Annotated in this window: 24 protein-coding genes; 16 read left to right on the top strand and 8 right to left on the bottom strand. The window is 65.9% G+C overall.

Annotated elements, in window-relative coordinates:
* Positions 1 to 171 precede the first annotated feature (171 nt).
* Together FG95_RS06680 and FG95_RS06675 are read right to left on the bottom strand one after the other, a co-directional pair.
* Positions 172 to 867 carry a class I SAM-dependent methyltransferase gene (locus tag FG95_RS06680; RefSeq protein WP_037554845.1) on the bottom strand — a complete coding sequence of 232 codons (696 nt, stop codon included), beginning with the start codon at positions 865 to 867 and terminating at the stop codon, positions 172 to 174.
* Positions 860 to 1,324, bottom strand: coding sequence for an RrF2 family transcriptional regulator (locus FG95_RS06675; protein ID WP_037554844.1), 465 nt, complete (start codon positions 1,322 to 1,324; stop codon positions 860 to 862). The genes FG95_RS06680 and FG95_RS06675 overlap by 8 nt, the downstream gene beginning before the upstream one ends.
* Before the next feature lie 252 nt (positions 1,325 to 1,576).
* Between FG95_RS06675 and FG95_RS06670 the strand changes: the two genes are divergently transcribed.
* A complete protein-coding gene (locus FG95_RS06670; RefSeq protein ID WP_037554843.1) occupies positions 1,577 to 2,095 on the top strand; it encodes a GNAT family N-acetyltransferase in 519 nt (172 codons plus the stop codon).
* A 143-nt stretch (positions 2,096 to 2,238) separates the two neighbouring features.
* On the opposite strand, the gene FG95_RS06665 is transcribed toward FG95_RS06670, so the two are convergent.
* From FG95_RS06665 to FG95_RS06650, 4 genes are all read right to left on the bottom strand, one after another.
* The gene (locus FG95_RS06665; protein WP_037554842.1) at positions 2,239 to 2,988 is read right to left on the bottom strand and encodes an esterase/lipase family protein; all 750 of its coding nucleotides are present in this window, start codon (positions 2,986 to 2,988) and stop codon (positions 2,239 to 2,241) included.
* A 43-nt stretch (positions 2,989 to 3,031) separates the two neighbouring features.
* Positions 3,032 to 4,222, bottom strand: coding sequence for a PQQ-dependent sugar dehydrogenase (locus FG95_RS06660; protein ID WP_037554841.1), 1,191 nt, complete (start codon positions 4,220 to 4,222; stop codon positions 3,032 to 3,034).
* A 169-nt stretch (positions 4,223 to 4,391) separates the two neighbouring features.
* A complete protein-coding gene (locus FG95_RS06655) occupies positions 4,392 to 5,027 on the bottom strand; it encodes a sigma-70 family RNA polymerase sigma factor (RefSeq protein ID WP_037554840.1) in 636 nt (211 codons plus the stop codon).
* A complete protein-coding gene (locus FG95_RS06650) occupies positions 5,027 to 5,257 on the bottom strand; it encodes a NepR family anti-sigma factor (RefSeq protein WP_037554839.1) in 231 nt (76 codons plus the stop codon). Before FG95_RS06650 ends, FG95_RS06655 begins: the two co-directional genes overlap by 1 nt.
* Before the next feature lie 172 nt (positions 5,258 to 5,429).
* Here FG95_RS06650 and FG95_RS06645 point away from each other — a divergent pair, with 172 nt between their 5' ends.
* The gene (locus FG95_RS06645; RefSeq protein ID WP_052182162.1) at positions 5,430 to 5,834 is read left to right on the top strand and encodes a BLUF domain-containing protein; all 405 of its coding nucleotides are present in this window, start codon (positions 5,430 to 5,432) and stop codon (positions 5,832 to 5,834) included.
* A gap of 141 nt (positions 5,835 to 5,975) precedes the next feature.
* A complete protein-coding gene (locus FG95_RS06640) occupies positions 5,976 to 6,530 on the top strand; it encodes a sigma-70 family RNA polymerase sigma factor (RefSeq protein WP_081933048.1) in 555 nt (184 codons plus the stop codon).
* Between the two features lie 135 nt (positions 6,531 to 6,665).
* Here the strand turns inward: FG95_RS06640 and FG95_RS06635 are convergent, their stop codons facing one another.
* A complete protein-coding gene (locus FG95_RS06635) occupies positions 6,666 to 7,460 on the bottom strand; it encodes a response regulator (protein ID WP_037554837.1) in 795 nt (264 codons plus the stop codon).
* A 276-nt stretch (positions 7,461 to 7,736) separates the two neighbouring features.
* On the opposite strand from FG95_RS06635, the gene FG95_RS06630 reads away from it, so the two are divergent.
* The 13 genes from FG95_RS06630 to fghA all read left to right on the top strand — a co-directional run bounded on the left by FG95_RS06630 (position 7,737) and on the right by fghA (position 21,854).
* Positions 7,737 to 9,212: a sensor histidine kinase gene (locus tag FG95_RS06630; protein ID WP_235211482.1), complete on the top strand. Its 1,476-nt coding sequence runs from the start codon at positions 7,737 to 7,739 to the stop codon at positions 9,210 to 9,212.
* A 52-nt stretch (positions 9,213 to 9,264) separates the two neighbouring features.
* Entirely contained in the window at positions 9,265 to 10,515 is a 1,251-nt protein-coding gene (locus FG95_RS06625; RefSeq protein ID WP_037554835.1) for a putative DNA modification/repair radical SAM protein, read from the top strand.
* Entirely contained in the window at positions 10,512 to 11,939 is a 1,428-nt protein-coding gene (locus FG95_RS06620; protein ID WP_037554834.1) for a UdgX family uracil-DNA binding protein, read from the top strand. The genes FG95_RS06625 and FG95_RS06620 overlap by 4 nt, the downstream gene beginning before the upstream one ends.
* Positions 11,939 to 12,952, top strand: coding sequence for a ligase-associated DNA damage response exonuclease (locus tag FG95_RS06615; protein ID WP_037554833.1), 1,014 nt, complete (start codon positions 11,939 to 11,941; stop codon positions 12,950 to 12,952). The genes FG95_RS06620 and FG95_RS06615 overlap by 1 nt, the downstream gene beginning before the upstream one ends.
* Positions 12,949 to 14,601 carry a cisplatin damage response ATP-dependent DNA ligase gene (locus FG95_RS06610; protein WP_037554832.1) on the top strand — a complete coding sequence of 551 codons (1,653 nt, stop codon included), beginning with the start codon at positions 12,949 to 12,951 and terminating at the stop codon, positions 14,599 to 14,601. Before FG95_RS06615 ends, FG95_RS06610 begins: the two co-directional genes overlap by 4 nt.
* 277 nt (positions 14,602 to 14,878) lie before the next feature.
* Complete coding sequence (locus FG95_RS06605; RefSeq protein WP_037554831.1) at positions 14,879 to 15,493, top strand: superoxide dismutase; 615 nt, start codon at positions 14,879 to 14,881, stop codon at positions 15,491 to 15,493.
* Positions 15,494 to 15,698: 205 nt separating this feature from the next.
* Positions 15,699 to 17,078 (top strand): L-serine ammonia-lyase, encoded by a 1,380-nt coding sequence (locus tag FG95_RS06600; protein ID WP_037554830.1) that lies wholly within the window; start codon positions 15,699 to 15,701, stop codon positions 17,076 to 17,078.
* A gap of 539 nt (positions 17,079 to 17,617) precedes the next feature.
* On the top strand, positions 17,618 to 18,730 hold the full coding sequence (locus tag FG95_RS06590) for an S-(hydroxymethyl)glutathione dehydrogenase/class III alcohol dehydrogenase (RefSeq protein ID WP_037554828.1): 1,113 nt from the start codon (positions 17,618 to 17,620) through the stop codon (positions 18,728 to 18,730).
* A 13-nt stretch (positions 18,731 to 18,743) separates the two neighbouring features.
* The gene (locus tag FG95_RS06585; RefSeq protein WP_037554827.1) at positions 18,744 to 19,130 is read left to right on the top strand and encodes a VOC family protein; all 387 of its coding nucleotides are present in this window, start codon (positions 18,744 to 18,746) and stop codon (positions 19,128 to 19,130) included.
* A 1-nt stretch (position 19,131) separates the two neighbouring features.
* Positions 19,132 to 20,004, top strand: a complete 873-nt coding sequence (gene purU / locus FG95_RS06580; protein WP_037554826.1) for a formyltetrahydrofolate deformylase — start codon at positions 19,132 to 19,134, stop codon at positions 20,002 to 20,004.
* Between the two features lie 102 nt (positions 20,005 to 20,106).
* A complete protein-coding gene (locus FG95_RS06575; protein ID WP_037554825.1) occupies positions 20,107 to 20,487 on the top strand; it encodes a VOC family protein in 381 nt (126 codons plus the stop codon).
* An 18-nt stretch (positions 20,488 to 20,505) separates the two neighbouring features.
* On the top strand, positions 20,506 to 21,009 hold the full coding sequence (locus FG95_RS06570) for a prolyl-tRNA synthetase associated domain-containing protein (RefSeq protein ID WP_037554824.1): 504 nt from the start codon (positions 20,506 to 20,508) through the stop codon (positions 21,007 to 21,009).
* Positions 21,006 to 21,854: an S-formylglutathione hydrolase gene (gene fghA, locus FG95_RS06565; protein WP_037554823.1), complete on the top strand. Its 849-nt coding sequence runs from the start codon at positions 21,006 to 21,008 to the stop codon at positions 21,852 to 21,854. Before FG95_RS06570 ends, fghA begins: the two co-directional genes overlap by 4 nt.
* 171 nt (positions 21,855 to 22,025) lie before the next feature.
* Here fghA and FG95_RS06560 read toward each other — a convergent pair whose 3' ends face one another.
* Complete coding sequence (locus FG95_RS06560; protein ID WP_037554822.1) at positions 22,026 to 23,012, bottom strand: quinone oxidoreductase family protein; 987 nt, start codon at positions 23,010 to 23,012, stop codon at positions 22,026 to 22,028.
* Positions 23,013 to 23,209: the final 197 nt, after the last annotated feature.

Below are 23,209 nucleotides of genomic sequence, written 5' to 3'. Positions count from 1 at the left end.
AGTGCAGGAACCATCGGTGGAGAACGGGTTTAGGAATAGGCCGTTCGGGGGCGGTGAGCGGACCTTTCAGTTCCGTCATCCCGGCGAAGGGTGTTCAGAGTCACGCGCCTCCGGACACCCTTCGCCGGGATGACGATGGAAAGAATGTCGTATTCCGGCCATTACACCCCTTCACGCATATCCCACCCAGCCGCGCCAGGTGAAGGCGGCGTAGAATTGTTCGACCCCGGTGAAGCCCGCGGCATGCAGCACCGCCTCGTCGGCTTCGGGGCTGAGCATCGCGACGTGGGTCGCGACGGCCTCGCGGCCCTTCGCCACCTGATCCGGATCGCCGCCCGAGGCGATGGCAAAGGCGGCGTAGCGGTCGAGCCAGCGGTCGCGTTCGTCGGCGCCCTGCGGGAAGCTGCCGTGCGCGGCGACAAAGGGCGCGCCGGGTTTGAGGCGGGCGCGGATTTCGGCGGCGGTGCGGATGCGTTCTTCGGTATCGAGGAAATGGAGCGTGAGCAGGCAGGTCGCGCCGTCGAAGGGGCCCGCCGGAGCGTCGTCGATATAACCCTCGACGAGCTCGGCGCGGTGTACGTCTGCGCCCATCACCTTGGCGGCAAGGTCGAGCATCGGCCCCGCGGGATCGACGCCCGTGAAGCGCCAGCCGGGATGCGCCTCGGCCATCGCCTTCATCTCGCTGCCGCCGCCCGCGCCGAGGACGAGGATATGCGCATCGATCGGGACGCGCTCGGCGAGGAGGAGGCCCGTCATGCGGTGGAGGCCGTCGAGACCGGGAACGAAGCGGCGCGGCCCTTCGGTGTAGCGCGCGACCGCCTCGGGGTCATTGAAGCTGTCGAGGAAATGCCGGGCGCCTTCAGCCATGGATATGCTCCTGCGTCGTGGGGGAGAGGGAGCGCGCGGCCATGCGCGCATGGAAATCGGCGGCGAGCTGCGCGAGCGTGACTTCGCCAAAGCGCGCGAGCAGCAGCGCTTCGGCGTCACGGAAGCTGGTGTCGAGCGCCGCGTTGACCGCCTGTTCGACGAGGCAGCCGGGCGCTTCGGTGCGGTTGCCCATCGCCATCAGGCTCGGCCGACCGATCGCGTTATAGACATCGCGCATCGTGATTTCGGCGAGGGGCTTTGCGATCGTCCAGCCGCCGCCATGACCCTTTTCGCTGTGGACGAAACCTGCGTCGCGCAGCCCGCCGAGAATGCGGCGGATCACCACCGCGTGCGTCTGCATCGCCTTCGCAAGCTGATCCGACGTCATCGGCGTGCCCGTTTCGGCCATATGGAGGAGGACGTGGAGCACGCCCGAGAGTCGGCTGTCGCGTTTCATGTAACTTTAAATAGTGCGTGAAATGCGATCGTCAAGACGCGGGATTGACCGCGGGCGGCGGAGCCGTTAGCCACAGCGCCGATGACCAACGACCGATCCACCCGATTCAAGGCGTATTGGCGCTCCTTTACATAGGAGCGGCATGGCATCACCTGTGACCATCGCCGCCGTGACCGGAAGGCGAATGGTTGTCATCACATCATCAGACCAGAACCCCCGGCCGCGGCGCGCGCTTTTTGAAGAAGACGCGACATGACCGATACTTTGCTTGCCCTGTCGACCGCCCATTGCCGCATCACGCCGCTGCTTGCCGACGATGCCCGCGCGTTCGCCGCGATCACCGACGAGACGGTGACCTCGCGCGTCCATTTCCTGCCCGCGCCCTTCACCGAAACCGATGCCCGCGCGCTGATCGCGGGATCGGGCGGCGGCGACGTGTTCCATGCGGTGCGCGACGAGCACGGCCTCGATCTCAACGGCGTCATCGGCGTCCACCGCCGCGCGCGCGACGAATATGAGATCGGCTACTGGTTCGCGGCGCGCGTGAGGGGCAAGGGGATCGCGACCGAGGCGGTGCGCGCGGTGGTCGAGGCGCTCGCCGCGTCGCTGCCGGGTGCTTCGATCGTCGCCGAATGCGACCCCGACAATGACCGCTCGCGCGCGCTGCTGCGCCGGATCGGTTTCGTGTCGACCGGACGCCCGGGGAAACGTCCGGGGCGGATGCTGATGAGCTGGCGCGCGGCACCGGCTTGGCGCATAGACGTGTGCTGAGCGATCCTCCCTGTCGCGAAGCGAGGGGGAGGTGGCGGCGGCGTAGCCGCTGACGGAGGGGCGATGGGCGCCATCGTCGCGGCCCCTCCACCACTCGCTTTCAGCGAGCGGTCCCCCTCCCCATGGCTTCGCCACAGGGAGGATCAGTCTGCCGCTGATACCTCTTCGGTCAGCGCCTTGACGATCGCGGCGACCGAAGTCGGCGCATAGGCGAAACCCATATGGCCGCAGTCGACCTCGACCTGCCGGTCGCTTTCGTGCGGAAGGCCGCGCGCGCTGTTCACCGCGACGACGCCGTCATGCTTCGACCAGAGCGCGAAGGTCGGCATTTCGGGGCGCGGTGCGGGGTGGAAGTCGATTGGCGGATTGTCGACCGGATGGCGCGCGATCAGGTGATAGAGGCGCCACGCCCGGTTGGCGCGGCGGCTGCCCGAAAAGGGCGAACCCAGCGTGACGACGCGCGCGACCTTGTCCGGATGATGCTTCGCATATTCGCGCGCATAGATGCCGCCGAGCGACCATCCCACCAGCGCGGGGGCATAGCCGGTGCGGTCGATGATCCACTGGACGCGGGTGTCGATGCGCTCGATGATGTCGGCGGTCGCGCCGCGGTTGAAGCCGAGGCCCCAGGCGTAGCAGCGGAAACCTGCGCGGCGGAGGTCGGCGCGCAGCGCCTTGGTCGCCCAGTCGCCCGAAAGGAAGCCGGGGAGCACCATCACCGGCGGATGCTCGCTGTCGGGGTTGGGCTCGGGCGGCAGCGGGCGGATGCGGCCGCCGATCGCGCGCGCCAGCGACCCGATCTCGCGCCATAGCAAGGTCAGCGGCGGCGGCGCGTCGGGATCGGGGACGCGCGCGGGCCATTCGGCGCGCCGGGTGAGGAATCCGCGGATCATGGGAGCGATATAGGGATGCTTGCGCCGGGGCGAAAGCCGCGGGCTATTTCTTCGGGACCAGCTTCACCAGCTTGCCGTCCTCGCCGTCGGTGAGCAGCCAGACCGTGCCGTCGTCGCGCACCTCGACCTCGCGTATGCGCTGGCCGAAATCCCAGCGGTCGGACTTGTGCAGCGTTTCGCCGTCGATGTTCATGCGGATGAGGCCCTCGCCCGACAGCGCGCCCATCAGCAGGCTGTTCTTCCAGCCCGGGTAAAGATCGCCGCCATAGAAGGCGAGCCCCGCGGGCGAGATCGCCGGGTTCCACCACAATTTCGGCGCCGCGAATTCGGGGCGCGTCACATGGTCGGGAATATCCTTGCCGTCATAATGATCCCCGTTCGAGACGATCGGATAGCCGTAATTGGCCTTCGCCGCGACCAGATTGACCTCGTCGCCGCCCTTCGGCCCCATTTCCTGGTTCCAGAACTTGCCGGTCGCATCGAAGGCGAGGCCAAGGATATTGCGGTGGCCGAGCGACCAGATTTGCGCCGTGACGCCGCCCCCGTCAGGCTTTGAAGCGTCGGCGAAAGGATTGTCGGCGGGAATGCTGCCGTCGGGATTGAGGCGGACGATCTTGCCGAGATTCGCCTTCATGTCCTGCGCCGGATCGAACTTCTGACGCTCGCCCGATCCGATGAAGAGATATTTGCCGTCGGGGGAGAAGATGAGGCGGTGCGAATAATGGCCGCGGCCCGTCACCTTGGGATCCTGTTTCCAGATGATCTGCAGTCCTTCGATCCGCGGCGCCGCGCCCTGGACGAGCTTCGCCTTGCCGACGACCGCGCCGGCGGTACTGCCCGTCCCGGCCTCGACCCAGCTCAGATAAATAGTGCCGGTCGCGGCGAAGTCGGGCGCGACGATGACGTCGCCGAAGCCGCCCTGACCGCCGTAAGCGACGGTGGGTACGCCCGCGACATCCTGCGTCGGGCCATTTTCCTGCCACAGCTTCAATTTGCCCGATTTCTCGGTGATCAGCGCAGCGCGGGTGCCGGGGATGAAGGTCATCGCCCAGGGTTCGTTGAAATCGGCGATTTCCTGCACGGTGAACGGCGCGTCGGCGAGTGGCGTCGCGGGATGATCGCCCGACGCGTCGAGCTTGGCGGTGTCGGCTGGCGCCGCTTCGGTCGCGGCGGGCGCCGAGCAGGCGGCGACGGCGAGCGCGATGATCGGGGCACAGAGCGGAAATTTCGGCATGTCAAAGGCTCGCTTGGCTGGGGAAGACAGCTCGTTCTGACGCGGCCGATGCTCGATGTCGAGTACCCTCAATCCGTTTGCCCTGAGCTTGTCGAAGGGTTGTTCCTTTTGACGCCGCAAGAAGGATGGTGCTTCGACAAGCTCAGCACAAACGGCGAGGGACAAGGGCTCAGCGATTCGCCGCCTCGCGTCGCGCGGTGATCGTCTCGACGCTGTCCATAATCGCGTCGACCGCCTCGCTCGACGGCGGCGCGTCGGCGCGCTTTTGCGAGAATTGGCCGCTGTTCATGATTTCCTCAAGCGCGGCGCGCGCGCGCGACACGCGGCTCTTCATCGTTCCGAGCGCGCAGTCGCAGATGCTCGCGGCCTCTTCATAGGACAGACCGCCCGCGCCGACGAGGATCAGCGCCTCGCGCTGGTCCTGCGGCAATTCCATCAGCCCGCGCTGGAGGTCGGCCATCTCGCCGCTGTCTTCCTGGTTCGCGGGGGTCGACATGGTGCGCTCGACCGCGGTCTCGTCATATTCGCCGACGAACTTGTTGCGGCGCATTTGCGACAGGAAGGTGTTGCGCAGGATGACGAAGGTCCACGCCTTGATCGAGGTCCCGCGCTCGAACCGCTCGCGCGACGCCCACGCCTTGACCATCGTATCCTGCGTCAGATCGTCGGCGAGGTCCGGGTTGCCCGAAAGGCTGCGGCCATAGGCGCGCAGATGCGGAATGACGCCGGCGAGCAGTGCCTTGAATTCGCTGTCCGACAGGGTGTCGGCCTGCGGCTGCGACGCAGCGGCGGGGGTTCCGGTCATTATTGCTTCGGGCTTTTCTGATCGAGCTGGGACAGAAGGTCGAGCATGTTGTCGGGCAATTGTTCGGAGACGATATTGCCATAAATCATGCGCAACTTGGCGCTCACCGGTTCGGGCGCCTGCCGCCCGGTCAGGGTGCGATGCCACTGGTCGCCGTGCGTTCCGGGGAAGCTCCCCTGCGCGCGGCGCGGCGCGTCGGCGCCGGGCGGGAGAGTGCCCTTTCCGTTCATCCTGTCATTGCCTTGCGTAGCCATGCGAGAGCAACGAGGAAAAGGGCCGCAGGTTCCACGACTTCTGTTTTTTGCGACGAACGCGTTGCCAAGAAACCACACCGGCTCTAAGCGAAGGGATGTGAGGGGTCACGCTTGGCCCGCCCTTGGCCGGTCTTCGGGAGACGACCAGTTGCTTTCCGTTACATATGTGAGTGTCGCCGATCCGTTGATCAGCGACGAGGATATCGTTGCGATTCTCGTTTCGGCGCGTCGCAACAATGCGCGCGACGAGTTGACCGGGGCGCTTGTCTATAACGGCCATAATTTCCTCCAGCTTCTCGAGGGGCCGGACGACCGGGTAGAGGCCTGTCTTGCGGTCATCAGGGACGATCCGCGTCACAGCGGCATGGTCGAAGTGCGGCGCCGCGCCGTCGAGACGCGCGATTTCGGTGAATGGGCGATGCTCTATGACCCGCGTTTCGAATGGCGGGGCGATGGCTTGGCGCGGCTCGCGGCCAACGGTCGGATCGATGCGCAGGACGAGCGGATATTCGCCAATTTCATGGCGCTGGGGCGCCGCCCGCGCGTCGGGTGACCGGGCGGGCGCTTGCAATGCCACCCCAACCCGCTAAGCCGTTCATGATATGACCAGACATCGTCACGCAAAGGTTTTTTTATCAGCGACGTAACGCCTCAACCGCTCGACGATGCCAGCTTCAAGCGTGAATTGGCCGCGATGCTACCGCATCTGCGCGCGTTCGGGCGCAGCTTGTGCGGCAACGCCGACCTCGCCGACGACCTGGTGCAGGAAACGATGCTGAAGGCGTGGAAGGCGCGCGCGCAATATATTCCGGGGCCCGCCAGCATGAAGAGCTGGGCTTTCGTCATCCTGCGCAACTGTTTCCTGTCGCAGATGCGGCGCAAGAAATTCACCGCTGAATATGACGAGATGGCGGCCGAGCGGCTGCTCGTCGCGCCCGACGATCAGGACGACAGCCTGCACCTCGCCGACGTGCAGCGCGCGCTATTGTTGCTGCCCGTCGACCAGCGCGAGGCGCTGGTGCTGATCGGCGCGGGGCAATTATCCTATGAGGAAGGCGCGGCGATCTGCGGTTGCGCGGTCGGCACGATGAAGAGCCGCGTGTCGCGCGGCCGTGCCGCGTTGCAGGCAATCCTCGAAAGCGGCGAAATGCCGCGGCGCAGCGCCGACGAGATACCGTCGAGCGAAGCGTTCCGGTCGATCATGGAGGATGTCGACCATCTGACCGGTGGCGGGCCTTCGCCCGATTGAGACGCTTTTTCGACTGACGTCGGAAACGGCATCGGCCCGCTCCCCCTCCCGGCCTCCCATTTCAGGATACGCTGTTGGGAGGCCGGGAGGGGTGGGAGGCCGGGAGGGGGAGCGGGCCGGTGCCGTCCTTATGCGTTACGCCGCAAGCTGCGGCGTGAAGAGTAGGCTCTGGCTGATCGCGGCGCGCACCGTATTCTCGCGGAACGGCTTCGAGATCAGGAAGGTCGGCTCGACCCGTCCGCCGGTGAGCAGCCTTTCGGGAAAGGCGGTGATGAAGATCGCCGGCACCGGCGCGATCGCGAGAATGTCCTGCACCGCATCGATACCCGACGATCCGTCGGCAAGCTGGATATCGGCGAGGACGAGGCCGGCGTCGGTTTCCTCGAACGCCGCGACCGCGTCCTCATGCGTCGTCGCGATCCCCGCGACGCGGTGGCCGAGGTCGCGGACGATCTGTTCGAGCTCCATCGCGATCAGCGGCTCGTCCTCGATGATCAGCACCGAGGTGGGCGATTCGCGGTCGAGTTCGCCGACCGCGTCGGCGAGCAGCGTCTCGACCGTCGGCTGATCGGTGCCGGTGATCAGCCCGGCCTCCTCGACCGAAAACCCCTCGAGCGCGGTGAGCAGCAATATCTGCCGGCCGAGCGGGGTGAGCTGCACGAGGCGCTGGTGTGCGGCGCGGACCAGCGGATGCTCTTCGTCGTCGCGGCCTTCGCCATCGTCGATATAGGCGCTTTCCCAGATGCGGTGGAAATTGCGGTAGAGGTCGATCCGCGTGCCGTCGCCGCTGTGGAATTCGTGCGGAGCGGCAACGATGACTTCGAGGGTGGTATGGACGAAATTGTCGCCATGCTGCTGGCTGCCCGTCAGCGCGCGCGCGTAGCGGCGCAGATAGGGAAGATGGCCCCGAATTTCCTCACCCAATGTCATCAAAATACCTCCCTCTTGGTGAGCAATCATACGCGTGCCCGCGCGGGTCGGTTCCCTCGACGGATGCCCAAAAAGCGATACGCCGGGCTGCAACTTGTCGCGCGCTAAAGCGTAGATTCAGCCGGGACGCCAGAGAGCCGCGGTGTAAGTGGGCGGAATGCCGCCACTTTCTTGTTGCGCGGCAAGGATGCTTTTGTAGGGACCATATCGATGGCAGAGCGGCGGCCCGGGGAATATAGCGATGGGGCGGCATCGCATGGCGGCGGGGGACGGGAATTGGCGGACGGGGGCAGCGAAGAGGCAAAAAGGGCCGAACGGCTGCGCCTCGAAACGCTTCGCGAATATCGCATCATGGATACGCCGCCCGAAGCGGCGTTCGATCGCGTGACCAAGATGGTCGCCGACCTGTACGGCGTGCCGATCACGCTGGTATCGCTCGTCGACGATTGCCGCCAGTGGTTCAAATCGGCCCACGGGCTCGACGCAACCGAAACGCCACGCGAGATAAGCTTTTGCCAATATGTCGTCGCTGAGGGGCAGCCCGTCGTGGTGACCGACGTGTTGGGCGATCCGCGCTTCCGCGACAATCCGCTCGTCACCGGCGACCTCCATGTCCGCTTCTATGCCGGCGTGCCGCTCCGCGCCTATAATGGCGCGATCCTAGGGACGCTGTGCCTGATCGACCGCGAGGAGCGGGCACCGTTGACCGCCACCGAACTCGAACGGCTGGAGGATTTTGCCGGGATCATCATGGCCGAGGCCGACCTGCGCCGTATCGTCGGCGAACGCGACGAAGCGAAGCGAACGCTCGAGCGCGCGCTCGACTTTTCGGGCATCGCAACCTGGCGCTACGATGCCCGCACCGGCGCGATCCAGTGGAGCGGCGCGGCGGCCGAACTCTGGGGCGCCGACTATGCGACCGCGCTTGGGCATGTCGACGACTTCTTCGACCGCCTCCATCCCGACGATCGCGACGCAGTCCGCGGCGTGCTCGGCGATTCGGTGGCGCATGGCGCGCATTATGCGACCGAATATCGCATCCAGCACCCCGAACGCGGCGTGCGCTGGATCGCGGTCCACGCCGACTGGGATGTCAGGACCGACGACGCGATCCTGACCGGGGTCAGCATCGATATCACCGAACAGAAAAGCCGGCAGGAAAACGCCAATCTGCTGATGCGCGAACTGCACCACCGGATGCGCAACCTGTTCGCGACGGTCGGCGCGATCATCTCGCTCACCCGCCACGCGGCGCGCGATGTCGACGATTATGTCGAGCGGATCAGCAGCCGGCTCGACGCGCTCAACCGCGCGCAGAACGTCCTGCTCGGCGCCAATTTCATGACGGGGTCGATGCACGCGCTGATGCGCGAGGTCGAGGCGGCCTTTCCGCGCATCCGCTGGTCGGGACCCGACCTGCTGCTTCCCGAAAACGCGCTCGTCGCGATGGCGCTTTTTTTCAACGAGCTCGCGACCAATGCCGCGAAGCATGGCGCGCTGACCGGCGCGAATGGTCAGGTCGAGGTGAGCTGGACGCAGGAGGCCGAGGGCAGCGACGATCGCCGGTTCCGCCTGACCTGGGCCGAAAGCGGCGGCGATCGCGCGGTCGTCGCGCCCGACCGCACCAGTTTCGGCACGCTGCTGATGGAGCGCAGCGTCAAGAACAACCTCGGCGGCACGATCGAACGGCACTGGGAACCCGGCGGGCTGGTCGTCGACATCACGCTCCCCGCGCGGTGGCGTGAGGCCTGAGACTTAATCTGGATTATTTGTTCTTACTATGTTCCCATGCTAGCCATGGGGCATGTCCGCCAAAACGATTCTCGAAAAACTGGCCGTACTCGCCGACGCGGCGAAATATGACGCGTCGTGCGCCTCGTCGGGGACGGTCAAGCGCGATTCCACCGAGACAAAGGGTATCGGGTCGACCGAGGGCATGGGAATCTGCCACAGCTATGCGCCCGACGGGCGGTGCATCTCGCTGCTCAAGATATTGCTGACGAACTTCTGCATCTACGACTGCCGCTTCTGCATCAATCGCGCGTCGAGCAATGTCGAGCGCGCGCGCTTCAGCCCGCAGGAGGTCGTGCGGCTGACGCTCGATTTCTACAAGCGCAACTATATCGAGGGGCTGTTCCTCTCCTCGGGCATCATCCGTTCCGAAGATTATACGATGGAGCAGCTGGTCGAGGTTGCGCGCATCCTGCGCGAGGAGCATCGCTTTGCCGGCTATATCCATTTGAAGACGATCGCGGGCGCCGACTCGGGGTTGATCGCGCTCGCGGGGCTTTATGCCGATCGGCTATCGACCAACGTCGAACTGCCGACCGAGGAAGGGCTGTCGAGTTTCGCGCCCGAGAAGAAACCCGAGACAATCCGCAAGACGATGGCGTCGGTGCGCGTCGGCGAATCCGAAGCGGTTGAGGCGGCGAAAAGCCGGCTGATCGGCAAGGCGAAGCCGCCGCGCTTCGCGCCCGCGGGGCAATCGACGCAGATGATCGTCGGCGCCGACGCCGCGCGCGACGACGATATTTTGAAAACCGCGAGCAATCTTTATTCGGGCTACCAGCTCCGCCGCGTCTATTATTCGGCGTACAGCCCGATCCCCGACGCGAGCCGCGACCTGCCGCCGGTGCGCCCGCCGCTGATGCGCGAGCATCGGTTGTATCAGGCCGACTGGCTGCTGCGCTTCTATGGCTTCGAACGCGCCGAGATCATGGAGGGGGCGACCGGCGGCATGCTCGACCTGAACATAGATCCCAAGCTCGCGTGGGCGCTCCAGCGGCGCGAGGCGTTTCCGGTCGACATCAACCGCGCGCCGCGCGAACTGTTGCTGCGCGTGCCCGGGCTCGGCACGCGCGCGGTCGACCGCATCGTCGCGGCGCGGCGGCTGGGCAAGCTCGGGCTCGGCGATCTCGCCAAGCTCACCGCCTCGGTGAAGAAATTGCTGCCCTTCATCGTCACCCCCGACTGGCGGCCGGGCAAGCTCACCGACAGCGCCGACCTCCGCGCGCGTTTCGCGCCGAGGGCGGAACAATTGGCTTTGGCGCTGTGAGAGAGGTCGTCCTCGCGGCGCCGGGCGATTTCGCCGAATGGCGGAGCGCCGCACGCGGCTTGCTCGCGAACGGCGTAGCGCCCGAGGACGTAAGCTGGTGCGACAGCGCGGCGGGCGCATCGCTGTTCGGCGAGGCGGCCGCTCCGGCGCGCGCCGGCGCGGTGGCGCTGCCGCGCGAACTGCTCGAAATCGCCGAGCGCGTGATCTGCCACCGCGACCCCGAAGTCCCGGCGCGGCTCTACCGCATCATCTGGCGCGCGGCGCGCGACCGCCTGCTTCTGGCGCGGGCGACCGACGCGGATGTCGACTGGCTCCGCAAGGCCGACAAGGCGATTCGCCGCGATGTCCACAAAATGCACGCTTTCGTGCGCTTCCGGCGCCTCGGCGAAGAGGCGGGGCGCGAGCGGTTCGCCGCCTGGTTCGAGCCGGCGCACCGTATCGTCCGGCTGACCGCGCCTTTCTTTCAGCGGCGTTTTACCGGGATGGACTGGGTGATCGTCACCCCCGATGCGCGCGCGATCTGGCATGGTGAGACGCTGGTCTACGGCCCCGGCGGCACAAGGGACGAGGTGCCCGCCAGCGATGTCGTCGAGGATCAGTGGCGCACTTACTATGGCGCGATCTTCAACCCCGCACGCGTGAAGGTCGACGCGATGCGCGCCGAGATGCCGAAAAAATACTGGAAGAATTTGCCCGAAGCGCAGGATATCGCGCCGCTGCTCGCGGGCGCCGAGGCGCGGGTGGAACGCATGCGCGAAGCGGCCGTTTCCATGGCGAACCCCCTGACCGACAAATGGCGGACGCGCGTGCCCGACGAACTGGCCCTCGATGATAATGTGACCACGCTGGACGGACTGGCGAAGGCGATCGACCGCTGCACGCGCTGCCCGCTCTATTGCAACGCGACGCAGGGCGTGGCGGGCGAGGGGCCGGAAGCGGCGCGCATCATGCTGGTCGGCGAACAGCCGGGCGACCAGGAGGATTTGCAAGGGCGGCCCTTCGTCGGCCCGGCGGGGCAGGTGCTGGACGAGGCGCTGGAAGAGGCGGGGCTCGACCGCACGCGATTGTTCCTCACCAACGCGGTCAAGCATTTCAAGTTCGAGCCGCGCGGCAAAAGGCGGCTGCACCAGAATCCGACGACCGGCGAAATCGATATCTGCCGCTGGTGGCTCGACAAGGAACGCGCGCTGGTGAAGCCCGACCTGATCGTGACGCTCGGCGCGAGCGCGCTGCGCGGGGTCACCGGCAAGAGCGCGAGCATCAAGTCGATGCGCGGCGCCGCGCACGAACTCGAAGGGGGGACGAAGCTGATCGCGACGATCCATCCCTCCTTCCTGCTCCGGATGCCCGACCGCGCGCGTGCGGCGGAGGAGCGAGAGGCATTCGTCGCCGACCTGATCCGCGCGCGAAAGCTCGCCGCCTGATGGCGAAGGCCAAGACCTGGGTCGAGCCGCACCCGGGCGGCATCTATGTGAAGCCTGCCGATCTGTGGATCGACCCTTCGCGCCCGGTCGAACGCGCCGCGGTGACGCACGGCCATGCCGACCATGCGCGCAGCGGCCATGGCGCGGTGTTCGCGACCCCCGAGACGCTGGCGATCATGGCGCTGCGCTACGGCGTCGATGCCGAGGCGAGCCATAATCAGGCCTTCGTTTACGGCGACGGCTTCGAGCGCGGCGGGGTGCGTTTCAGCTTCCACCCCGCGGGGCATGTGCTCGGCAGCGCGCAGGTTTTGATGGAATATGCGGGCGAGCGGATCGTCGTGACCGGCGACTACAAACGCCGCCCCGACCCGACCTGCGTGCCGTTCGAGGTGGTGCCGTGCGATATCTTCGTCACCGAGGCGACCTTCGGCCTGCCGGTGTTCCGCCACCCGCCCACGTCGGACGAGATCGCCAAGCTGATCGGCGCGGTGCGCGCCGAGCCCGACCGCAGTGTGCTCGTCGGCGCCTACGCGCTCGGCAAGGCGCAGCGCGTGATCGCCGAACTGCGCGGCGCCGGATGGAGCGCGCCGATCTATATCCACGGCGCGCTCGAGAAGATGTGCCAGCTTTATGCGGTGCACGGCGTCGACCTCGGCGAACTGCGGCTGGTTTCGGAAACCGAGAAGGCCGAAATGGCGGGACAGATCGTGCTGGCGCCGCCCTCGGCGCTCAACGATCGCTGGTCGCGGCGGCTGCCCGATCCGGTGACCGCGATGGCATCGGGCTGGATGCGGGTGCGCCAGCGCGCGCGGCAGCGGATGGTCGAACTGCCGCTGGTCATTTCGGACCATGCCGACTGGGACGAGCTGACGACGACGATCGCGGAGGTGAACCCGAAGGAAAGCTGGATCACCCACGGCAGCGAGGACGGCCTGCTGCGCTGGTGCGAGTTGACGCAGCGTAAGGCACGCGCGCTACACCTGGTGGGCCGCGATCTGGAGGAGGAAGCGTGAAGCGCTTCGCAGCCCTGATCGACCGGCTGATCTATACGCGCTCACGCAATACGAAGCTCGCGCTCATCGTCGATTACCTCCGCCACACCCCCGATCCCGATCGCGGCTGGGCGCTCGCCGCGCTGACCGAGAGCCTCGATTTTCCGGCGGTGAAAGCGGGGACGGTCAGGGCGTTGCTTGCTACGCGGGTCGATGAGGAATTGTTTCGCCTGTCGCGGCATTTCGTCGGCGATACGGCGGAGACGGCGGCGCTGCTGTGGCCTGAGTCTGAAAAGCCCCTCCCCTTCAGGGGAGGGGTTGGAGTGGGGTCTAGCAGCGTAGCGCCGGCTTTCGAAACCCCACCCCCAACCCCTCCCCTGAAGGGGAGGGGCTTGAGTGTCTCCGAAGCCGTCGATGCGCTCGCCGCCACGAGCCGCAGCGACGCCCCCGCGGTCGTCGCATTCTTGCTCGACCGGCTCGACGCCGACGGGCGCTACGCCTTGCTCAAGCTCGCGCTCGGCGGGATGCGCGTCGGGGTGTCGGCGCGGCTCGCCAAACAGGCGTTCGCGCAGGCGTTCGACGTGCCCGTCGACGATGTCGAGGAGCTGTGGCACGCGATCCCCCCGCCCTATGCCCCGCTCTTCGCGTGGGGCGAGGGAAGGGCGGAGCGGCCCGACCTGAAAGACGTCGCTTTCTTTCGCCCCTTCATGCTCGCGCATCCCCTGGAAGGGGAAAGCGTCGACCTCGCCGATTATGCGGCCGAGTGGAAATGGGACGGGATCCGCGTCCAGATCGTCCATGGCGGTGGCGAGACGCGCATCTACAGTCGCGGCGGCGAGGAGATCAGCGGCGCCTTCCCCGAACTGGTCGCGGCGTTCGATCAGGACGCGGTGATCGACGGCGAACTGCTCGTGCGCGGCGAGGTGCAGGGGGGTGAGGCGGCGAGCTTCAACGCGCTGCAGCAAAGACTCGGGCGCAAGACGGTGTCGAAGAAGATGCTTGCCGATTATCCGGCTTTCGTGCGGGTATATGACTTGCTCGCGGTCGACGGCAACGACCTGCGCGGCCTGCCATGGACCGAGCGGCGGCGCCAGCTCGAAGCCTTCGTGCCGCGCCTCGTCGACAGCCATTTCGACCTGTCGCAGGTGATCGAAGCGAACGATTTCGACGATCTCGCCGAGCGCCGCGCGGGTGCACGTGATGCCGCGATCGAAGGCGTGATGCTCAAGCGCCGCGATGCGCCCTATGTCGCGGGGCGCCGCGCCGGCCTCTGGTATAAATGGAAGCGCGATCCGCTGATCGCCGACTGCGTGATGATGTATGCGCAGCGCGGCAACGGCCGCCGTGCGAGCTTCTATTCGGACTATACCTTCGGCTGCTGGTCCGACGCGGGCGAACTGCTTCCCGTGGGCAAAGCCTATTCGGGCTTCACCGACGAGGAGCTGAAATGGCTCGACAAGTTCGTGCGCGACAACACGCTGAATCGCTTCGGTCCCGTGCGCGAGGTCGAAAAGTCGCTGGTGCTCGAAGTCGCCTTCGATTCGATCCATGGCAGCAAGCGCCACAAGTCGGGGCTGGCGATGCGCTTCCCGCGCATATCGCGCATACGCCGTGACAAGCCCGCCGAGGAAGCCGACCGGATCGCGACCTTGCAGGCGATGGTGACTTAAAAGCCCCTCCCCTTCAGGAGTATCAGGTCGATCGGTCCCCCGGACCGATCTGAAACGTCCGGGGGACGTTTCACCTGATACTGGTTTGGGGTGGGGGCCATCGGCCTTGCGCAAGTCCGATGGCCCCCACCCGCTGCGACTAGGGAACAAGTTCCCAAGTCTCGCTGCCCTCCCCTGAAGGGGAGGGTGTCATAAGGAGAAAATTCCCCGTCACGGGGTTGCAACTCATGGGCAAGATACCGAGTTAGGCCCCCGAACACCAAAAAAGGAGACTGCCATGACGATCGCCCATCCTCCCCTGCCGTACGCCCAGGACGCGCTGGAACCGCATATCTCGGCCGACACGCTGGCGACGCACCATGGCAAGCACCACAAGGCCTATGTCGACAAGACCAACGCCGCGATCGAGGGCACCGACCTTGCGTCGAAGCCGCTCGAAGAAATCGTCCACCACGCCGAAGGATCGGGCAACAAGGGCCTGTTCAACAATGCCGCGCAGGCGTGGAACCACGCTTTCTATTGGGAAAGCCTGAGCCCGACCAAGACCGCGCCCACCGGCGATCTCGCCGCGGCGATCGACCGCGATTTCGGTTCACTCGACGAGCTCAAGAAGAAGCTCAAGGAAACCGCGGTCAACCATTTCGCGTCGGGCTGGGCCTGGCTCGTTTCGCGCGACGGCACGCTGTCGGTCACCGACACCCACGACGCGGGCACCGAACTCGTCGCGGGCATCAAGCCTTTGCTCGTGATCGACGTGTGGGAGCATGCCTATTACATCGACCGCAAGAATCTGCGCCCGGCCTATGTCGACGCGGTGGTCGACGAACTGCTCAACTGGGATTTCGCGGCGGAGAATTTCGCGCGCGAAGGGACCTGGACCTATCCGGCGTAAGCTTGTGTCCTCCCTGTGCCGCAGGCATGGGGAGGTGGCAGCCCGCAGGGCTGACGGAGGGGCGGCAACGTTGCAGCCCCTCCACCACCTTCGGTGGTCCCCCTCCCCATGCCTACGGCACAGGGAGGATTTTTATTGCAAGCCGTAACGAAAATCGGCCCGCGCGGGCCTATCCCGATGATCGCGATGCGCCTATAGCGCCGCCATGACGATCAGCCTGTTCGAACTTTTCAAGATCGGTGTCGGTCCTTCCAGCTCGCATACAGTGGGCCCGATGGTCGCGGCGCGGCGCTTCACCGTCTGGCTCGACGAGGCGGGGCTGCTGACGAAGGCGGCGCATGTCGAGGCCGACCTCTACGGCTCGCTTGCGCTGACGGGCAAGGGCCACGCTGCCGACACGGCAGTCGTCGCGGGCCTTGCTGGCGAAATCCCGGCCTCGACCAGCCTCGCCGCGATCAAGGCGCATTGGGACCGGGCGGAGAGCGAAGGCTTTCTCTACCTGCTCGGGCGGCAGCGCGTGCGCTTCCAGCCCGCGCGCGATCTGCATTTCCAGATGAAGCAGCGCCAGCCGTTCCACAGCAATGCCTTGAGCTTCACCGCGCGCGACGGCGAGGGCGAGATCCTTGCGAAACGCATGTATTTCTCGATCGGCGGCGGCTTTGTCGTCGACGAGGGGGAGGCGGGGCGCAACAGCCGCGGCGCCGAGGACGAGATCGAACTGCCCTTCGCCTTCACCTCGGGCGCCGACCTCATGGAAATGGGCGCGGCCTCCGGCAAGAGCTTCGCCGAGATGATGCTCGAAAACGAGCTCGCGCACCGCAGCCTCGACGAGGTTAATTCCGGGCTCGATGCGATCGCCGGAGCAATGGACGCGTCGATCGACGCGGGCTGCTCGAGCACCGGCGTCTTGCCCGGCGGGCTCAAGGTCAAGCGCCGCGCGCCGCAGATCGCCGCCGACATCCGCAGCCGCCACGAACAGAATCTGTCCGACCCGATGGCGATGATGGACTGGATCAACCTGTGGGCGATGGCGGTGAACGAGGAGAATGCCGCGGGCGGCAAGGTCGTCACCGCGCCGACCAATGGCGCGGCGGGGATCATCCCGGCGGTGATCCGCTATTACCGGCGCAGCTATCGCGGCGACGCGGCGGGGGTACGCACCTTCCTGCTCGCCGCGGGCGCGGTCGGCGCGCTCTACAAGCGCAACGCCAGCATCTCCGGCGCCGAGGTCGGCTGCCAGGGCGAGGTCGGCGTCGCCTGCTCGATGGCGGCGGCGGGGCTGACCGCGGCATTGGGCGGCACCAACGCGCAGGTCGAAAACGCCGCCGAGATCGGCATGGAGCATAACCTCGGCCTCACTTGCGATCCCATTGGCGGCCTCGTCCAGATCCCGTGCATCGAGCGCAACGCGATGGGCGCGATCAAGGCGATCGACGCGAGCCGCATCGCGATGATCGGCGACGGCACGCATGTCGTCAGCCTCGACACGGTGATCGCGACGATGCTGCAAACCGGCCGCGACATGCGGGATAAGTATAAGGAAACGTCGAAGGGCGGGCTGGCGGTCAGTGTGGTGGAGTGTTGAGGGCGACACCCTTTTCCTCGTCACCCCGGACTTGATCCGGGGTCCGTTCACGCCAGCGCTGGAATAATGGATCCCGGATCAAGTCCGGGATGACGAAGCCATATATGCCCCTTTATGTTCAGTCCGTCGGTTCGGGCCCATATGTATGCCGGATATAGGATAAGATCAGCTTCTGGATCAGAGTGCCGAAAACCCAAAGGCAAAGGCCGAAAGCGGACGCGCCCAAGAAGTCCCATATATGACTGGCAAACCCCCAGGCGGATGCCGTCACTCGGTCCATAAGAGCGACAAGAAACAGCGCAGCGAACAGGGCCGACCAAGACAATGTAGTTGCGTTCAGAAAAGCACGATTCCAACGATATCTGGCGTGCCCACGACGGCTCTGATTCTTCAGATATTCGGGATCGTGCTTCACCATGCGCCGTAATAACCAATGGGCTAGCTGTGTCCATTTGATATCTTGTGCGCGACCCGGTGCCCTCACATCTTGCATTGCCGTGGCATTTGCCTGATTGGACCGCCAAGAAGGAGACCGCCCCATGAAGACCCGCGCCGCCGTTGCGTTCGAAGCGAAGAAGCCGCTCGAAATCGTCGAACTCGACCTCGAAGGCCCGAAGGCGGGCGAAGTGCTGGTCGAGATCATGGCGACGGGCATCTGCCATACCGATGCCTATACGCTGGACGGTTTCGACAGCGAGGGCATCTTCCCGAGCGTGCTGGGGCATGAGGGCGCAGGGATCGTGCGCGAGGTCGGCGCGGGGGTGACCAGCGTGAAGCCCGGCGACCATGTCATCCCGCTCTACACCCCCGAATGCCGCCAGTGCAAAAGCTGCCTGTCGGGCAAGACCAACCTCTGCACCGCGATCCGCGCGACGCAGGGCAAGGGGTTGATGCCCGACGGCACGACGCGCTTCTCGTACAAGGGCCAGCCGATCTTCCACTATATGGGCTGCTCGACCTTCTCCAACTTCACCGTGCTGCCCGAGATCGCAGTCGCGAAGATCCGCGAGGACGCGCCCTTCCAGTCGAGCTGCTACATCGGCTGCGGCGTCACCACCGGCGTCGGCGCGGTGATCAACACCGCGAAGGTGCAGGTCGGCGACAATGTCGTCGTCTTCGGGCTCGGCGGCATCGGATTGAACGTGATCCAGGGCGCGCGGCTTGCCGGGGCGAACCGGATCATCGGCGTCGACATCAACCCCGCACGCGAGGAATGGGGCCGCAAGTTCGGCATGACCGAATTCCTCAATTCGAAGGGCATGAGCCGCGAGGATGTGGTCGCGGCGATCGTCCAGATGACCGACGGCGGTGCCGACTACACCTTCGACGCGACGGGCAATACCGAGGTGATGCGCACCGCGCTCGAAGCCTGCCACCGCGGCTGGGGTACTTCGATCATCATCGGCGTCGCCGAGGCGGGCAAGGAGATCGCGACGCGGCCGTTCCAGCTCGTCACCGGGCGCAACTGGCGCGGCACCGCGTTCGGCGGCGCCAAGGGCCGCACCGACGTGCCCAAGATCGTCGACATGTATATGACCGGCAAGATCGAGATCGACCCGATGATCACCCACGTCATGGGGCTCGAGGAGATCAACAAGGGCTTCGACTTGATGCACGCGGGCGAGAGCATCCGCAGCGTCGTCGTCTACTGAGGGAAAACAGGGCATGTTCAGCCATGTGGCGCTGGGGGCGAACGACATCGCGGCGAGCAAGCGCTTTTACGATGCGGTTCTGGGCGCGTTCGGCGCGACCGAGGGCGTGATCGACGAGCGCGGGCGCCTGATCTACATGCACGCGGGCGGCCGCCTGATCGTGACGCACCCCGTCAATGGTGCGGAGGCGGCATGCGGCAACGGGCATACGCTGGGGTTCCTCGCGCCCTCGACCGATGCGGTCGACGCCTGGCACGCCGCGGGCGTCGCGAACGGCGGGACGACCGCGGAGGACCCGCCGGGCATCCGTCATGCGACCGAGGGGCGTGTCGTTTACCTCGCCTATCTGCGCGATCCCGCCGGCAACAAGCTGTGCGCGACGCACAAGATTTCGGGCTGACATGACCGGGGGAAGCGGGCCCGCCTATGTGCTGACCTTCAGCTGCGTCGACGCGGTCGGGATCGTCGCGGCGGTGACGGGGCTGCTCGCCGAGCGCGACGGCTTCATCCTCGACAGCCAGCAATATGCCGACCTCGATTCGGGGCGCTTTTTCATGCGCGTCGAGTTCCGCGGTGAAGGGCCGCGCTTTCCTGACGGACTGGCGGGTGTGCAGGACGCCTTCGCGCCGATCATCGCGCGCTTCCAAATGGACGCGCGGATCAGCGACCGCACGGCCAAACCGCGCTTCGTCATCGCGGTGTCGCAGGGCAGCCACTGCCTCAACGACCTCCTCCACCGCTGGTCGACCGGCAACCTCGCGATCGACGTGGTCGGCGTGGTATCGAACCATGAGGCGCAGCGGCGCTTGTCGGAATGGCACGGCGTGCCGTTCCACTATCTGCCGGTCAGCGACGCGAACCGCGCCGAACAGGAGTCGGCGATCCTCGACGTCATGGCGCGCGGCGGAGCCGAATATCTGGTGCTCGCGCGCTATATGCAGGTGCTGTCGCAGGATCTGTCGGCGCAGCTCGCCGGCCGCTGCATCAACATCCACCACAGCTTCCTGCCGGGCTTCAAGGGCGCGAAACCCTATCACCGCGCGCACGAGCGGGGGGTCAAGCTGATCGGCGCGACCGCGCATTTCGTCACGAGCGACCTCGACGAGGGGCCGATCATCGAACAGGCGGTCGAGCGCGTCGATCACCGCGACGGGGTCGAAGAACTGATCCGCATCGGCCGCGATACCGAGGCGCAGGTGCTCGCGCGGGCGGTGCGCTGGGTCGCCGAACAGCGGGTGCTGATCGACGGGCGCAAGACCGTGGTGTTTCGCTAGTTCGTCATTTTCGGTGAACAAGGGCCGTTATCGTGGCTGGTCCTGCCCCGGCGGGCGGAGTAGGTATCGAATCGCAACCATAATCAGGAGGAGCGGAAACCCATGTACAGTCACAATATGGTCGGATCGAACGACATCGAGGCGTCGAAGAAATTCTATGACGCGACCTTTCAGGCGATCGGCGGCAAGCCCGCGATCACCGACGACAAGGGACGCCTGATCTATATTCACAACGGCGGGCTGTTCCTCGTCGGCGCCCCCATCGACGGTCAGCCCGCGACCATCGGTAACGGCTGCACGATCGGCTTTGCGATGGACGGCCCCGAGCAGGCCGACGCATGGCACAAGGCGGGCGTCGAAAATGGCGGCACCTCGATCGAAGATCCCCCGGGCATTCGCGAAGGCGGTTTCGGCCAGCTCTATCTCGCTTATCTGCGCGACCCGTCGGGCAACAAGCTCTGCGCGCTCCACCGCGTCGTTTGAGGCGGAAGAGGACGACCGATGCGCGGCGAAGCGGGATTGCTGGCGGACCTTGGCGCGCTCGCCATCCCCTTCGCCGCCTATGAGCATGAAGCGGTGTTCACCGTCGCCGAAAGCGATGCTGTGAACGCCGCCATCCCGGGCGCGCATACCAAGAATCTGTTCCTCAAGGACAATGGCGGCGCCTTCTGGCTCGTCACCGTGCCCGGCGCGGCGCGCGTCGACCTGAAGGCCTTGCCCGCCGCGATCGGCAGCAAGCGGGTGAGCTTCGGCAAGGCCGGGGATATGGAGCGCCTGCTGGGCATTTCGCCCGGATCGGTCACCCCGCTCGCCGCGATCAACGCCGCGCCCGGTAGCATCACCGTCGTGCTGGACGAGGGGCTGGCTGCGGCGGGGACGGTGAACGTCCATCCGCTCCGCAATACCGCGACGCTCGGGCTGCCGGGCGCAACGATCCTCGACCTCTTGCGTCATTGGGGACATCGGCCGCTTGTCGCGTCCATCCCCGTTCAGGACCCCGCATGACCATCGAAACCCTTTCCACCGTTCGCAGCCATGGCGGCACGCAAGGCGTCTACAAGCATGCGAGTACGACCACCGGCACCGACATGACCTTCGCGGTCTTCGTCCCCGACCATGACGGCGGCGCGAAGCTGCCGGTGCTATGGTATCTGTCGGGGCTGACCTGCACCCACGCCAATGTGATGGAGAAGGGCGAATATCGCGCGGCCTGCGCCGAGCATGGCGTGATCTTCATCGCGCCCGATACCAGCCCGCGCGGTGAAGGCGTGCCCGACGATCCCGATGCGGCCTATGATTTCGGACTCGGCGCGGGCTTCTATGTCGACGCGACCGAGGAGCCTTGGGCGAAACATTACCGGATGCGTTCGTACATCGAGGATGAATTGCCGTCGCTGGTGCTGCGCAATTTCGCGAGCGCCGACCTGACGCGGCAGGGCATCACCGGCCATTCGATGGGCGGGCATGGCGCGCTGACCATCGGGCTCCGCAATCAGGATCGCTTCCGTTCAGTCTCGGCCTTTTCGCCGATCGTCGCACCGTCGCAATGCCCTTGGGGCGAAAAAGCGCTCGCCGGTTATCTTGGCGACGACCGCGAGGATTGGCACGCCTATGACGCGTGCGCGCTGCTCGATCAGGGGCTGCGCGTACCCGACCTGCTTGTCGATCAGGGTGAGGCCGACAATTTCCTTGCCGAACAGCTCAGGACCGAGCTGCTAGTGGACGCGTGCGAGCGCAATGGGCAGAAGGCCGAAATCCGGATGCAGCCGGGATATGACCACAGCTATTATTTCATCTCGACCTTCATGGCCGAGCATGTCGCGTGGCACGCGGAGCGATTGAAGGCGTAAAGTTCCCCTCCCTTCAGGGAGGGGATTAGAGCGTGATCGCATTAGACTGAGACAACGGTCTTCCTTGTCTCGTCATCCCGGCGAAGGCCGGGATCTCGCCGGTGCATCAAGACAAGACGATGAGATCCCGGCCTTCGCCGGGATGACAATTTCATTAAGAATGATCGTGCTCTAGCCATGCTCCGGAATCAGCAGCGTCGACCCGGTCGTCCGCCCCGCTTGCAGATCGGCATGCGCCCGCGCCGCATCCTCGAGCGAATAGCGCTGGCCGACGGTAATCTGCACCGCGCCGCTCTCGATCATCTCGAACACCCGGTCGGCGCCCGCAGCGCGTTCGCCGGGCAGGTGGTAATAATCGAACAAGGTGGGGCGCGTCACGAACTGCGACCCATGTTGCGCGAGGACGCCAAGGTTGACGCCGGTCACAGGACCGCCGGCATTGCCATAGCTGACGATCAGCCCGCGGCGTGCAGTGGCCTTGAGCGAGACGTCCCAGGTCGCCATGCCGATGCCGTCGAAGGTGACGGGGACGCCTTGGCCGTCGGTGATTTCGCGGACGTGCGCGGCGACGTCGTCCTGCTTGTAGCGGATGACATGGTCGGCGCCGGCTTCGCGCGAGGCATGCTCCTTGGCTTCGGTGCTGACGGTGCCGATCACGGTCGCGCCGATCGCCTTCAGCCACTGGACGAGGATCAGCCCGACGCCGCCCGCGGCGGCATGGACGAGCACGGTCGCGCCCGCTTCGACGCGCGCGCAGCGTTCGACGAGCATTTCGACCGTGCACGCCTTGAGCAGCGCGGCGGCGGCGGTTTCATCGTCGATGCCGGGCGGTAGCTTGAACAGCGAGGATGCGGGAACAAGCCGCGCCGACGCATAGGCGCTCCGCTGCGGGCCGAAGGTCGCGACGCGGTCGCCGGGCCGGAGGCCGTGGACCTCGGGACCGACGGCGACCACTTCACCCGCAGCTTCGACACCGAGCCCGCCGGGGAGATCGATCGGGTAGGTGCCGTCGCGGTGATAGGTGTCGAGATAGTTGAGCCCGACCGCGGTTTGCCGGACGAGAACCTGGCCCGGGCCGGGATCGCCGATCGTCACGTCGCGCCAGTCGATGACCTCGGGACCGCCCTGCTTTTCGATAAAGGCCTCGATCGCTTTCATGCCCGCGCTCCTGCTATCCCCGCCCATCTGGTGGGCCGGGCTGGGGAGTGCAAGGGCGGTGCGGCGAAAGCCCCTCCCCTTCAGGGGAGGGGCTTTCGCCGCACCGCCCTTGCACTCCCCAGCCCGGCCCACCAGATGGGCGGGGATAGCAGGCTGTCTCCTATACACAACTCCCAGCCCACGAGACCGTACGAGAG

The organism is Sphingopyxis sp. LC363 (assembly GCF_000756385.1).
In the GTDB taxonomy this organism is placed as follows: domain Bacteria; phylum Pseudomonadota; class Alphaproteobacteria; order Sphingomonadales; family Sphingomonadaceae; genus Sphingopyxis.
The sequence above is the reverse complement of the archived record's forward strand: the minus strand, read 5'-3'. Positions and strand labels throughout refer to the sequence as shown.

Bases quoted from the DNA above. Each gene is read 5' to 3' on its own strand.
- FG95_RS06680 (WP_037554845.1), bottom strand. From the start codon at position 867: ATGGCTGAAGGCGCCCGGCATTTCCTCGACAGCTTCAATGACCCCGAG.
- FG95_RS06675 (WP_037554844.1), bottom strand. From the start codon at position 1,324: ATGAAACGCGACAGCCGACTCTCGGGCGTGCTCCACGTCCTCCTCCAT.
- FG95_RS06670 (WP_037554843.1), top strand. From the start codon at position 1,577: ATGACCGATACTTTGCTTGCCCTGTCGACCGCCCATTGCCGCATCACG.
- FG95_RS06665 (WP_037554842.1), bottom strand. From the start codon at position 2,988: ATGATCCGCGGATTCCTCACCCGGCGCGCCGAATGGCCCGCGCGCGTC.
- FG95_RS06660 (WP_037554841.1), bottom strand. From the start codon at position 4,222: ATGCCGAAATTTCCGCTCTGTGCCCCGATCATCGCGCTCGCCGTCGCC.
- FG95_RS06655 (WP_037554840.1), bottom strand. From the start codon at position 5,027: ATGACCGGAACCCCCGCCGCTGCGTCGCAGCCGCAGGCCGACACCCTG.
- FG95_RS06650 (WP_037554839.1), bottom strand. From the start codon at position 5,257: ATGAACGGAAAGGGCACTCTCCCGCCCGGCGCCGACGCGCCGCGCCGC.
- FG95_RS06640 (WP_081933048.1), top strand. From the start codon at position 5,976: ATGCTACCGCATCTGCGCGCGTTCGGGCGCAGCTTGTGCGGCAACGCC.
- FG95_RS06635 (WP_037554837.1), bottom strand. From the start codon at position 7,460: ATGACATTGGGTGAGGAAATTCGGGGCCATCTTCCCTATCTGCGCCGC.
- FG95_RS06625 (WP_037554835.1), top strand. From the start codon at position 9,265: ATGTCCGCCAAAACGATTCTCGAAAAACTGGCCGTACTCGCCGACGCG.
- FG95_RS06615 (WP_037554833.1), top strand. From the start codon at position 11,939: ATGGCGAAGGCCAAGACCTGGGTCGAGCCGCACCCGGGCGGCATCTAT.
- FG95_RS06605 (WP_037554831.1), top strand. From the start codon at position 14,879: ATGACGATCGCCCATCCTCCCCTGCCGTACGCCCAGGACGCGCTGGAA.
- FG95_RS06600 (WP_037554830.1), top strand. From the start codon at position 15,699: ATGACGATCAGCCTGTTCGAACTTTTCAAGATCGGTGTCGGTCCTTCC.
- FG95_RS06590 (WP_037554828.1), top strand. From the start codon at position 17,618: ATGAAGACCCGCGCCGCCGTTGCGTTCGAAGCGAAGAAGCCGCTCGAA.
- FG95_RS06585 (WP_037554827.1), top strand. From the start codon at position 18,744: ATGTTCAGCCATGTGGCGCTGGGGGCGAACGACATCGCGGCGAGCAAG.
- purU (WP_037554826.1), top strand. From the start codon at position 19,132: ATGACCGGGGGAAGCGGGCCCGCCTATGTGCTGACCTTCAGCTGCGTC.
- FG95_RS06575 (WP_037554825.1), top strand. From the start codon at position 20,107: ATGTACAGTCACAATATGGTCGGATCGAACGACATCGAGGCGTCGAAG.
- FG95_RS06570 (WP_037554824.1), top strand. From the start codon at position 20,506: ATGCGCGGCGAAGCGGGATTGCTGGCGGACCTTGGCGCGCTCGCCATC.
- fghA (WP_037554823.1), top strand. From the start codon at position 21,006: ATGACCATCGAAACCCTTTCCACCGTTCGCAGCCATGGCGGCACGCAA.
- FG95_RS06560 (WP_037554822.1), bottom strand. From the start codon at position 23,012: ATGAAAGCGATCGAGGCCTTTATCGAAAAGCAGGGCGGTCCCGAGGTC.